Here is an 11,781-nt window from a genome sequence, read left to right as displayed (position 1 = left end):
TCTAATCGTTTTCTAATCTCGTTCTTAAACGGCTCTAATTTGGCTGTAATACGTTTGTATTGTAAAAATTAGAGCAATGAAAACCGTATTAATACCAACAGATTTTAGTGAAAATTCGTTGCAGTTATTGAAAAGTGCTGTCTTGAATTTTCCTGAGGATACCTTGAGCATTGTGTTTGCTTCAGGTTATAGAATTGGTGAATCCTTGTTCGATTACCTGAATTTATCGAACACTAGAATTCTTAATTCCATAGTATCTCCAGGGTATTTGGAGACGCAAAAGCAGTTGTTCGAAGATCATGGCTACAAGGTGAAAAATGTTCAGAATGTAGTTTTTGATGGAACAAACAGATTTGCATTTAAGGGGTTTCTGGAAATATACAGTATTGATGAAGCCCTGATACCGAGTACGAGTTATAAAAACTTTGCTTCTAAAAGGTGTTTTGATATCACCCCATACATAAGAAATAGTGAAATAAAATATATAGAAGTTGACAGCAATAATGCTGTTACCGAGAATGAAAGGAAATCTGATGGGATTTTGGATACACTTTTTGTGAAGTTACACTTAAAATAAACTATTGATATGAAATTATTGGATACAACATATTTAAAATCTGACCTAAAATCTGGGTTAGTTGTGTTTTTGGTGGCATTACCACTTTGTTTGGGAATAGCCTTGGCAAGTGGCGCACCTTTGTTTGCAGGAATTATTTCTGGTGTAGTGGGAGGTATCGTGGTTGGGTTTTTAAGCAATTCACCTTTAAGTGTTACAGGTCCTGCGGCAGGGTTGACAGCCATTGTTCTTACAGCTATCTCTACTTTAGGTTCCTTCCAGGCATTTTTATTGGCTGGGGTTATTGCTGGGGTGCTTCAGATTGTGTTGGGGTATTTAAAGGCTGGTGTTATTTCAAACTATTTGCCTTCCAATGTGATAGAGGGAATGCTAGCAGGGATAGGAATTCTAATTATTTTAACCCAATTGCCTCATGCTGTAGGGTATGATGTGATTAATGAGGGAGATTTTTTTCACGTTAACAAGGAGGGAAAGCATGATTGGTTTTCCACAATAATTGATGCCATTAATTATGTGCATTTGGGTGCTGTGTTGGTAATGTTAGCTTCTCTTGGAGTAATTATTGCTTTTAGAAAAGTGCCGAGATTACAAAAAATCAAGTCGGTTCCTAGTTCCTTGGTTGCAGTTTTGGTTGGGGTGGCCATCAACGAAGTGTTTGTATATACAGGGTCTAGTTTAGCTATAAGTTCAGAACATTTGGTAAGCTTACCTATACCAGATTCAATGGCCGCGTTTTGGGGACAATTTAGTTTGCCAGATTTCACCCAAATTGTGAATCCACAGGTATGGGTCGTGGCCCTAACTATTGTAGCTGTAGCAAGCATAGAAACCCTTTTGTGTATTGAAGCTTCTGACAAATTAGATCCCCTGAAGCGTTATACCAATACCAATAGAGAATTGAAAGCTCAAGGGGTTGGGAATATGCTAAGTTGTATGATAGGAGGGATTCCAATGACCTCTGTAATTGTAAGATCTTCGGCCAATGTTGATTCAGGGGGAAGAACCAAATTAGCGACTATTTCACATGGATTCTTTTTGTTGTTAGCTGTTTTGGCGATTCCAACCGTTTTAAACAAAATTCCACTGGCTTCCTTGGCGGCAGTATTGATAGTTATTGGATACAATTTGGCGAGTCCAAAAGTGTTTATGCACATGTGGAGAAATAGCAAGAAATTTCAATTTATTCCTTTTGTCGTTACCGTAATTGCTATTGTATTGACTGATTTGTTGATAGGGGTTGCCATTGGATTGGCTGTGAGTGTCTATTTTATTTTGAGAGGGAATTTGAAATTGGCCTATTTCTTTAAAAAGGACGAACATCCAGAGGGCAAGACCATTCATATGGAATTGGCCCAAGAGGTATCCTTTTTAAACAAGGCAGCAATTAAGCAGACTTTTGCACATCTCCCGGAAAATAGCCGTTTAATTGTAGATGCCTCAAACACCATTTATATAGACCATGATGTATTGCAGCTTATAAAGGAATTTGCAAAAACAGGTTCCAAAGAAAAACATATAGACATTAGTTTGGTTGGGTTTAGAAGTGAATATAAAATAGAAAATTCTACAACTCATCTAACTTCTGTAATATCCGATAATGAACCTCCCGTTTCCCCAATGACTCTCAAAAACGGAGTGAAAGTGCCTTCCAATGTTCTTATTATAAAAGATCTTGTTAAGGCCGAGAATCTAAACTAAATTGTTTATTTATTGGATGTTACATCTCACTTTGACTATCGCTTTTTAGCGATGGTCAAAGTATTTTTATACCTTTAATACAAAATATCCAAAATGGCCAAAAAGTTAAACAGATCCATAGTTGCTCCTATTGCCAAATTTGTGAAAATTGAGAGTTTAAGTGGAATTTTGTTGTTTACGGCCACTATTACTGCCTTAATTTGGGCCAACTCTCCTTACGTTGAATCTTATCAAAACATATGGACTCATCACATAGGCTTTGAGATAGGGAGTTTTGAATTGTCTAAGCCTTTATCGCTTTGGGTAAATGATGGGCTTATGGCCATTTTCTTCTTTTTGATAGGTCTGGAGATTAAGCGTGAAATTTTGTTGGGGGAACTGAATAGTTTAAAAAAAGCGTCACTACCTATTTTTGCTGCCGTAGGAGGCGTTTTTATTCCAATAGGGTTGTTCTTGTTTTTAAACAAAGATCCTTTGACAGCAGATGGATGGGGAATTCCTATGGCCACAGATATTGCATTTTCTTTGGCCATTTTACAATTGTTAGGAGATCGAGTGCCCTTGTCGCTTAAAATATTTCTGACGGCCTTTGCTATTGTGGACGATTTAATGGCGGTTTTGGCCATTGCCATATTTTATAGTCATCATATAGATTGGGTGCTTATTGGCTATGCTTTATTGGTGTTGCTGATTTTGGTGGCTTTGAGTGCCAGAAGGTATTTCAATATGTATATTTATGCTGCTTGCGGAACCCTTGTGTGGCTATTGTTTTTAAAGTCCGGAATACATCCCACGATTGCTGGGGTTTTGGTAGCATTGATTATCCCCATTCGAAGAAAACATCCTTTAAAGGATAGTATTGATTACCTTGATGACATAACGACTAAACTTCACAGAACCAGTAATGATGGAGGAGAAATGCTTTCAAAACGGCAAATTTATTTGATTGATGGTATTCAGGATTGGGTGGCCAACGTACAGTCTCCTTTGCAGCAATTGGAGAACAACTTACATGGATGGGTAGCCTATTTTATCATCCCAATATTTGCCTTTGCTAATTCCGGAATTCCTTTAGGAGGAAGTAGTTCGGGGGATATGAGTCTAGCCATAAATTTAGCGTTGGCTTTATTGTTGGGAAAGAGTTTAGGGGTGATTTCCTTTTCGTTTTTAGGGGTGAAGTTAGGCATGGCTGCTTTACCCAAGGGGCTTAACTTTAAACATATTGTAGGGGTGAGCCTTTTGGCAGGTGTGGGGTTTACCATGGCTATTTTTATTGCAAATCTGGCCTTTGAAGACGAACCAAATTTTATTGAACTTTCCAAATTGGGAATTCTGTCTGGATCTCTTATTTCAGGATTTTTGGGATACCTGTTTTTGAGGATTGTCACGAAAAAGGGATGAGGATATAAGGTTTTAAAAGGTTTATATAGAGTAAAAAAAATAGTTGTTATGAAAAAAATAATAGTTAGGATATTCTTTTTGCTTGTTGCGGTCACAACAGTAAATGCCCAAACAAAAGCAGAGAAAAAAGCAATAAAAGAAGCTCAGGAACAAGAAGAGTTTGTGAAAACTAAAACGCTTGTGGAAGGGGAGGTGTTTACATTTACAGCCGATTGGGCAACTACACAAAAGGGACGCAGGATTAATTTAATAGGCAATCCTAATTTTTTAAGATTGGACCATCAAAAAGTAGATGCAGATTTGCCTTATTTTGGAGTAGCTCAGGTAGCTTCTGGATATGGATCGAGTTCCAGTGGAGGTGTTGTAGCTAAGGGAGATATTTATAATTACAGCCAAAAGATAGATGAAAAGAAAAGAAGAATTACCATTAGTTTTTCAGTTAAAAACAATTCAGAAAACTTTAAAATGATTCTAACAATTTATGGAAACGGAAATTCAAATCTGTCTGTGAGCAGTAGTAATAGAAATCGGATTACTTATGATGGGAAAATAGAAGCAAGTACAGTGGCCGTTGGCGAATAGATCAGAAGTGTGCTTTGATATAAAAGCCTAAATTAATTTTTTGATTTTGGTTTTGTACGTTTTTTCAATATTGATTCTAATTCCGATTGTGAATACATCATAATCTTTAACGCCAAGAGAAGATCTTCCATTGGAAATTCTGTATTCCGAGTAAAAATACGCTCGTTTTAGTGGGCGGTATTCGGCGCCAAGGATTAAATCTTCAATTTTGAACCCGTCAACAACAGGTTTTTGACCATCGGGAGCGGATATTTCTTTGGTTTCTGGATTGTATAGATTATACCCTACAATAAAAATAGCACTATGGTATTGGTATCTTCCGTAGAATTCAAATCCGGTGGCATCAAAAACTACGGAGGGAGAGGTGATTTCTGAATCTACTATTAAAACACCATGAGTTAAATCGCCATTGTTTTGGTGTGACAGCACTGCCGCCAACTGTAGTTTTTTGTCCTTGTATTGCAGTCCAAAAGCATAGTACTGGGGTTGTCCTTCAAGTCCTAAAACCAAATGGTCTTCAATTAGGGTTTCATTTAAATAAGCTTTATTGTAAGCCCCTGAAACTAAAAAGTGTTTTAAAAACTTTATTCTTAAGGAGGCACCATAACTGTCAAAAAACTTATTGTTAGTAGCAGACCTAGCCTGAATTTGAAGCCCGAGTGAAACTGGCCCAAGGGAATTTCTGTATACAAAGGCCTGGTCGGCCCTTCCGGTGCCAAGAGTACCTCCATCGGTCCCTCCGTAATAGGTAGGTGAACCACGGCCTCCAAAAACATTTAAACAGTCCGTAAGTCCGGTGACATCATAAAAGACACTCCATTGTTTTCCAAAGGTGAATTTACCATATTGTTTAAGGTCAAAACCTAAATATCCCAAGCGACTACCAAATACCTGTTCGGACTGGGGGGAATCGGCAACCAAAAAGCCTCCTGATAAATTAGCATCCGCATTAAAACCTAAGTTTCCCTTGAACATTTTAAGTTGAAGTTCACTTCCCATAAAAAAAGTGACACCTTTGGCCTTAATATCAATATTTAAGCCAATTCTGGAGGCATTTTCCTGAAATTCCAACTCCCTTTCAAATACCGCCATATGACCTCTAAAACTGCCATAGGGCTTTACAATAAGCTGTAGGGTATCACTTTTCTTAGTCTTTTCTTGAGCCCTTAGGTTGCAAAAGAGTAGTAAAGCAAGTAGTGTTATGGAAAAGGTTCTTAAATGCATCCCAAAATAGTAACTAATAAAATTATAGTCAGTAAATGTTTGTTGAGAACTAAGTTTTAAGTCGTTCTTATTGTAAGACTGTTATAAAAAACGCAAGTGTTTCTTTACAAGACTAATATAGTTATTTTTGAAGAAATAAAATGTAACTATCTGTAAGTAAATAATTAAGGGGTTCGTTTAATTTCCAAAACTCGCTTCTATGTAGGAAGGATTGAATATAGAAATTCCTCCAATGAAATGAATTTTAAAAGGCAATTTTACAGTTTGTGGAGCCTCATAGCAGCAATATCTCCGATGATCAAGTTGAGTGTATGGCCCTCTTCACTGATTGAGAATTTGTTTATTTTTTTTAAGGTGTCAAGAAATAACTTTTCCCCTGTCATATCTGGACACATTTTTCGGGTAACAGCCATTGCTTCATTGAACTGAATGCTATTGCCGTCAATTTTTATAGGACCACTAAAATTATTACATCCAGTTTGCCCTGCGGTAGTTTCTTTTTCTAAATCAAAAGTAATTTTTGGAGCTCCATGAGGATAGATTTCACTGAAATCTTTTGGACCTCCCATTATGTAATTGGCTTCCCATGTGCCTTCCAAGGAATTTGTGTTTTTCATTTTATATTCATGTGATTCGGATGACATAGTGTTCTCTTTTTTAGAGTCGTTACAGCCAGTGATAAATATTGAGATTATGACTAAAATAGTATAAATTGAGCGCATAATTCTTAGTGTTTAATGACACTACAAGATACTAAAATTAAAGCGTAGCCCTAATTTTAAATTTATTAAATATCTGAAAATAAGTGATTAGTACTCTAAAGTATGGATATTCCTAGAATAAGAGACATAGATTGGTAGCTTGAATCATAATTCAGGTGATGGGTTACTAGATCTCTTGTTGTAAAATATCTGAACTCCAGACTATATTTGTCCCTAAACTTATAACCAGCGCCAAAAGCGGCATTTAGGTAAGTGTTTATTTGTAGCGGGTTTAAGGAAGCATAACTAAGTTCAAATTTAATATCAGATTGTTTTATACCAACATCAAAAACAGCAAGTCCATTAATAAAGAGTTTAGAATTGTCGTTAAGAAAGAAGTAGTATCGCAATCCAAGAGGAGTTTCTATTGACGAGTAGTCTACGGTAGCTTTTAATTCTCCAGCTGCAACATTATTTTCGACATTTTCAGTTTCAGATTTGTAATATTGATATGTAGGTTCAAGAATAATGGCCCATTTTCTTTTATTGAAGGGTAAAACAAATTCTGCTTCCACTCCAAATCCAAAGTTTAAACTTTGGTCGAACTCTGTATCTTTAAAATCTGAACTAAGGTTGTCTACACTTAATGATGAAATATTAAGTCTTGGGCGAAGGGCTAAATTAAAAGAAATCTTCTTTTTCTCTTTAAAAGTTGTGTAAGCTGAGTTGTTACATTCGTTATAATCAATAAAAATATTGAGCAAATCATCTTTGTGATAGTCTAGGGCTTTAATTTGCCCCATAGTAATGGTCTCGCATTTCAATGAATTCCATAATTGCTGTTTGAACTCATTGTTTGCTTTTATCTTATTTTCCTCAACTTTATATTCCTTATAAATTAATTGTTCTATTGGGTTGATATCTGTATTGAAAAAGTATCGCCTAATACCACCGTCTACAAAGAGGTATAAATTAGCCTTTCCCTCTAACAAAACATTTAAGAACAGTTGTTTTTCTTTAAAAATAGGTTCTTTTTGATAGCCGAGTTTTGATAGGTCCGTTGAGGAAATATCAATTTTTACAGAAGCATTTAAATATTTTGATCTGTTGTAAATTCCGAATTCTTTTACGGTGTTGATATTACCCGTTTCAACTTTAGATTCTTCAGCTAATTTGTACTTAAACTCAGTTGGGTTGTATCTCCAATCTGTGTTTTTTATGAGGCATTCTACCTTTTTACCAGAATAATCTATAAAATAGCCTTTTTCAAAAGTTATTTGGGCGTAAGTGTTCAGGAATGAAAAAAATACTAGAATAAAAAGTAAGTGTGGTTTGGCTGTTTTTAAAACAGATTTTTGGGCAGAAAGCATAAACAGTTGGTTGGTTATAATTGAAAAAATAAGATCAAACTTAGGTTAATTTAATGTGATTTTCAACAAAGTTTTTTGTGTTTTCCAAGGGCTTCCTGTAAGTTTTTGCTTTTGAGTGTTCTTGAGGTATTGATATTTTAATATATAAGAGCTTGAGTAAGCAGTAGGAAATTGTAGTTAAAACTAGTACTTTGATAATAAAACTTCTTAAAAATGAGGAAACTGTAATTTTTGCAAAATGGGATGTTGAGGATATTTATCTAACTCATTTTCATTTAATTTTGTAGGCTTAATTCATTTTGAATTTTTATCAAAGTCTCGTTATGCAAGAGAGAGTAAAACAACGTATTGCCTTAAACACTTATTTCTTTTTATCTGGTTTGACCTTTGCTACTTGGGCATCGAGAATTCCTAGTATTAAAACCTATTTCAATTTTAATGAGGCGGAATTAGGGACGATTCTTTTGGCAATGCCCATAAGTTCTATTATTGGGTTGCCAGTGTCCGGTTGGTTAATTTCCAAGTATAACAGCCGTGGACCGTTGGTGGTGGCGTTTGTTTGTTTTGCTTTGGCACTTATTGCTATCGGGTTTGTTACAACACCCTTTTTACTGGTGGCTAGTATTTGTGTGTTTTCTTTTTTTATGCGAATTCTTAACATTTCCATGAATACCCAATCTATCACGTTGCAAAAGAAATATGAAAAGCGAATTGTAGGTTCCTTCCATGGATTATGGAGTACGGGAGGTTTGGTTGGTGTTGGCTTTTCAACTTTAATGGTTAAACTTAATATTGGAATGCCTGTTCACTTGATGGTGGTTTCAATTGTAACTCTGGTATGTTCCATTGTAGCTTATTTTTTTACATTGACTAATGACAAAGCGCCTTCTGGTAATAAGTTGATTTTAGGTAAACCTGATGCTTTTATCTTGTATTTGGGGCTTTTGGTGTTTTTTGCCGCCTTGTGTGAAGGAGGGATGTTCGATTGGAGTGGGGTGTATTTTAAGGAAGTGGTCAAGGCTGAAGTCTTTACCTATGGGTATTTAATTTTTATGACCTTTATGGCGTTGTCGCGTTTCTTTTCAGATCGTTTGGTGGAATTGTTGGGAATGCCAAAAACCTTTGCAATTAGTGCCGTTAGTGTGGCGATTGGAATTTTGATTTCGATTATTTGGCCTTACTTTTGGCCAGCTTTGTTTGGATTCTGTTTAGTTGGTTTTGGTACTGCTTCTGTATTCCCAATGGCCTTCAGTTTGGCTGGAACTTCCCAAAAGTATTCGGCAGGAATGGCCATTTCGATTATTTCTACTTATGGAACCATCGGAATGTTGATAGGCCCTCCAATGGTGGGGTATTTAGCACACGCTTTTGGATTGCGATATGCCTTTTTTGTCTTCGTGTTTTCAGGACTAATGTTGATTCCAATCTCAAGACTGTTTTTCAACAGAAAATAAGGCTAAACCTAGTTTATCCTTTTATAAATTTAGGTTTTATTACTAGCATTACCCATGCCCAGTTTTGCCAATCGGAAGCAGAGTTTTTGGATACACCTTTAAGTTCGTACATTCCATCGCTGCAAAACATTTGTGAGTACCCTGCTTTTATGGCATAGCCGTCAAAAGATTTGGAATATACCAAGTCAAGTTCTGTTCCTAAGGATTTATCGCCGCTAGGAAGTTCCGTTTCCCCTGAAAAATAGAGTCCTTTTATTTCCAAGCTTGAACTTTTCTTGAAGTTGAAGAGGGCACCTGCATGAACATCAATAAGTCCCACGGAATTAGCATGGTTGCCAACATAGAAGTAATCCATTAAACCGTTGAATTTATGGTTGGTGCCATACAGCGGGAAGAAGGCTCCGGTTTTGCCAGGACCTTCATCATTACCGCTGATAAATTCAGTTCCTGCACCTACGGATATGCTTTTAGAGGCTTTAAACTTTACTTCCAATCCTGCCAAATAAGCACCTTTCACATTAATTTCTCCCTGTCTCTTTCCATTCTGAAAGAATATGTTGGATTGCAGGTCCAGCCAAGAATTTTTGTAGCCCAAATGGGTTCCAATGGTTCTAAGGTTGCTGATGCCGTCCTGGGTGCTTCCATCTTCCTTGAAATTTTGAAAGCCATTATTGAGGAATAAGAAGCTTCCACTAAAGTTATCCCAAACATTTTTCAAATAAAGGTACTGCATGGTTTTGTAAGAGAAGAAACCTGTAGTATTATAGGCATTGCCTGAATTTGCAAAGCCTCCTGCATTTGTGTAATCCTGATTGAAAGCGAAACCAACGTCAGCTGAAAAACTATGCTTGTTTTTGTATTTGAATAAAAGGGCATCATGGTTTCTTGCTTGCTGCGCCCAGCCAACACCACCTAAAATGCGTTCATCGTCATAAGCCAACACTTGACGGCCTATCTTTGTGGTAACATGATCCGATAGCTTGACATCGGCCCATGCTTCAAATACAGAAAAACTATTATTGCTATCCTCAGGTTTTAATTGGCGATTTTCCCCCCAAACAAATACATCTTGCAGACTCATATAGAAATTAAAAGACTTCATTTTGTAACCTAGATTTAATCTTAATCTAGTTGAAATACCATATCCAGGTTCTAAGGAATCGGCTATAACTTGGCCGAAACCATGACGGTATTCGCTTCTTGGTCTAAACTCTCCGTCCATTGTAAATTGGGAGTAGCAATTCGATATAAGTGTAAGTGCTAAAGCTAAAAATAGATAGTTTCTAGTCATGGGTGGTTCACTTTAAGGTTAAAATATTATCTAAAATAGTGGTTTTGTGTTAGTTATTTGTGTTTAATTGTAAGGATAATTCCATTTCCTTGGCTACTTTCCTCTCATCTTTAGTTGAAAACTTGATTGCCAATGCTGAAATTGATGCCACGATGATACAAATTCCTATTATCAAAAAGCCATTGGATACAGCTTGGGAAGATGCTGCTGCTTGAGCTGCTTCAATGATGTCTTGTGTGGCCCCTTCATTGGCTGCAATGGCTGCTTTCTCTGCTACTGCTGATTTTGATTTTAATAATAAGGCAGCCAAAAATGCACCTACATTACCTCCCGCACCTACAATTCCTGAAACGGCCCCAATTGCTTTTTTGTTGATGAAAGGAACCACCGAAAATGTTGCACCTTCGGCCATTTGAACTGTAAGACTAAAAGCTATTAGGAATACTATGGCAACAGATAGAATATTGATGCTTGAAAATACAGAAAGCATTAAACCTTCAAGTCCTAAGATAAGTGCTAGAAAATACACGCGACCTTTTAAGCCTTTAAGTTTCCCAAATCGGTCTCCAAAAACGCCACCAAGTGTACGGGCAAAAATGTTCATTAAGGCAAAGGAGAGTACTATGTTTCCTGCAGTTAATCTTGGGAGGTTAAATGTGTTTTGTAAATAATCATCCATAGTCCCGTACACGGTTAACTCAATTCCAAAGCATGCTGCATACACAAAAAATAGGATCCAAACTCTGTAATCCTTTAGAACTTTTAAAAAGCTTGTTTGATCTTTGCTTTTTGTAGGCAATTCACCTTTTTCTCTAAGTTCTTTGTAATTGCCGTTTAAAGTATCTTGGGTGAAGAAGTAGTAAATGATTCCCGTAATAAAGCAAATCACCCCTGCAATAATCATGGAGTATCTCCAGGCATTGGCTTCATTGGCAATTCCAAAACTAATCACGGCTGCAGCAATGATAGGCATTCCCAAACGATTGGCGCCTCCGCCAAGGTTTCCCCATCCAGCAGAAGTGGCGTTGGCTGTTCCTACCACATTTGGAGCAAACATAATAGAGGTGTGAACCTGGGTAATCACAAAGGAAGCGCCAATGAACCCAATAAACAGTCTGCATATTAGGAATTGTAGTGGGGTTTGTACCAGTCCTATTAATATAACAGGAATTGCTCCAAGCATCAATAACCATGTGTAGCAAAGTCTAGGTCCATATTTGTCACAAAGTTTTCCAATCAGTAATCGTGCAAACACAGTTCCTGAAACTGCTAGAATAATAGAGTTCCATTTTTGGTCTGGTGTAAGTCCAAGATCTTTAACTACATTGGGCATAAAGGGGACAATGCCAAACCATGCAAAAAAGCATAAAAAGAATGCAATGGAAGTCATCCAAAACGTTCTTGTGGAAACGCTTTTAAAGTTCAAAAGGGCGAGTTGGGTTGCTTTTGGTGTAAATTTAGTACTCATGATTTCCAATTTTTA

The 11,781-nt window shown here is 36.7% G+C and carries 10 protein-coding genes; 5 read left to right on the top strand and 5 right to left on the bottom strand.

Annotated features, from left to right (window positions below):
- Window positions 1-76 precede the first annotated feature (76 nt).
- The 4 genes from ZA06_RS13820 (at window position 77) to ZA06_RS13805 (ending at window position 4,258) form a co-directional block, all read left to right on the top strand.
- Window positions 77-577: a hypothetical protein gene (locus ZA06_RS13820; protein WP_053978054.1), complete on the top strand. Its 501-nt coding sequence runs from the start codon at window positions 77-79 to the stop codon at window positions 575-577.
- 9 nt (window positions 578-586) lie between these two features.
- Window positions 587-2,275: a SulP family inorganic anion transporter gene (locus ZA06_RS13815; RefSeq protein WP_053978053.1), complete on the top strand. Its 1,689-nt coding sequence runs from the start codon at window positions 587-589 to the stop codon at window positions 2,273-2,275.
- A 93-nt stretch (window positions 2,276-2,368) separates the two neighbouring features.
- Window positions 2,369-3,676 carry a Na+/H+ antiporter NhaA gene (gene nhaA, locus ZA06_RS13810; RefSeq protein WP_053978052.1) on the top strand — a complete coding sequence of 436 codons (1,308 nt, stop codon included), beginning with the start codon at window positions 2,369-2,371 and terminating at the stop codon, window positions 3,674-3,676.
- 48 nt (window positions 3,677-3,724) lie between these two features.
- Entirely contained in the window at window positions 3,725-4,258 is a 534-nt protein-coding gene (locus tag ZA06_RS13805; protein ID WP_053978051.1) for a DUF4251 domain-containing protein, read from the top strand.
- Window positions 4,259-4,285: 27 nt separating this feature from the next.
- On the opposite strand, the gene ZA06_RS13800 is transcribed toward ZA06_RS13805, so the two are convergent.
- From ZA06_RS13800 to ZA06_RS13790, 3 genes are all read right to left on the bottom strand, one after another.
- A complete protein-coding gene (locus ZA06_RS13800) occupies window positions 4,286-5,482 on the bottom strand; it encodes a porin (protein WP_053978050.1) in 1,197 nt (398 codons plus the stop codon).
- Between the two features lie 257 nt (window positions 5,483-5,739).
- On the bottom strand, window positions 5,740-6,126 hold the full coding sequence (locus ZA06_RS13795; RefSeq protein WP_053978049.1) for an META domain-containing protein: 387 nt from the start codon (window positions 6,124-6,126) through the stop codon (window positions 5,740-5,742).
- Window positions 6,127-6,299: 173 nt separating this feature from the next.
- On the bottom strand, window positions 6,300-7,553 hold the full coding sequence (locus tag ZA06_RS13790; RefSeq protein WP_053978048.1) for a porin family protein: 1,254 nt from the start codon (window positions 7,551-7,553) through the stop codon (window positions 6,300-6,302).
- 323 nt (window positions 7,554-7,876) lie between these two features.
- Here ZA06_RS13790 and ZA06_RS13785 point away from each other — a divergent pair, with 323 nt between their 5' ends.
- Window positions 7,877-9,007, top strand: a complete 1,131-nt coding sequence (locus ZA06_RS13785; protein WP_053978047.1) for an MFS transporter — start codon at window positions 7,877-7,879, stop codon at window positions 9,005-9,007.
- A gap of 13 nt (window positions 9,008-9,020) precedes the next feature.
- Here ZA06_RS13785 and ZA06_RS13780 read toward each other — a convergent pair whose 3' ends face one another.
- Both ZA06_RS13780 and ZA06_RS13775 read right to left on the bottom strand, forming a co-directional pair.
- Window positions 9,021-10,298 (bottom strand): hypothetical protein, encoded by a 1,278-nt coding sequence (locus ZA06_RS13780; RefSeq protein WP_053978046.1) that lies wholly within the window; start codon window positions 10,296-10,298, stop codon window positions 9,021-9,023.
- Between the two features lie 49 nt (window positions 10,299-10,347).
- Window positions 10,348-11,766 (bottom strand): MFS transporter, encoded by a 1,419-nt coding sequence (locus ZA06_RS13775; RefSeq protein WP_053978045.1) that lies wholly within the window; start codon window positions 11,764-11,766, stop codon window positions 10,348-10,350.
- Between the last annotated feature and the right edge of the window lie 15 nt (window positions 11,767-11,781).

The organism is Mangrovimonas xylaniphaga, from assembly GCF_001280435.1.
GTDB classification, from domain to species: Bacteria; Bacteroidota; Bacteroidia; order Flavobacteriales; family Flavobacteriaceae; genus Mangrovimonas_A; species Mangrovimonas_A xylaniphaga.
This window is presented reverse-complemented; position numbering and strand designations above follow the sequence as displayed.

Bases quoted from the DNA above. Each gene is read 5' to 3' on its own strand.
- ZA06_RS13820 (WP_053978054.1), top strand. From the start codon at position 77: ATGAAAACCGTATTAATACCAACAGATTTTAGTGAAAATTCGTTGCAG.
- ZA06_RS13815 (WP_053978053.1), top strand. From the start codon at position 587: ATGAAATTATTGGATACAACATATTTAAAATCTGACCTAAAATCTGGG.
- nhaA (WP_053978052.1), top strand. From the start codon at position 2,369: ATGGCCAAAAAGTTAAACAGATCCATAGTTGCTCCTATTGCCAAATTT.
- ZA06_RS13805 (WP_053978051.1), top strand. From the start codon at position 3,725: ATGAAAAAAATAATAGTTAGGATATTCTTTTTGCTTGTTGCGGTCACA.
- ZA06_RS13800 (WP_053978050.1), bottom strand. From the start codon at position 5,482: ATGCATTTAAGAACCTTTTCCATAACACTACTTGCTTTACTACTCTTT.
- ZA06_RS13795 (WP_053978049.1), bottom strand. From the start codon at position 6,126: ATGTCATCCGAATCACATGAATATAAAATGAAAAACACAAATTCCTTG.
- ZA06_RS13790 (WP_053978048.1), bottom strand. From the start codon at position 7,553: ATGCTTTCTGCCCAAAAATCTGTTTTAAAAACAGCCAAACCACACTTA.
- ZA06_RS13785 (WP_053978047.1), top strand. From the start codon at position 7,877: ATGCAAGAGAGAGTAAAACAACGTATTGCCTTAAACACTTATTTCTTT.
- ZA06_RS13780 (WP_053978046.1), bottom strand. From the start codon at position 10,298: ATGACTAGAAACTATCTATTTTTAGCTTTAGCACTTACACTTATATCG.
- ZA06_RS13775 (WP_053978045.1), bottom strand. From the start codon at position 11,766: ATGAGTACTAAATTTACACCAAAAGCAACCCAACTCGCCCTTTTGAAC.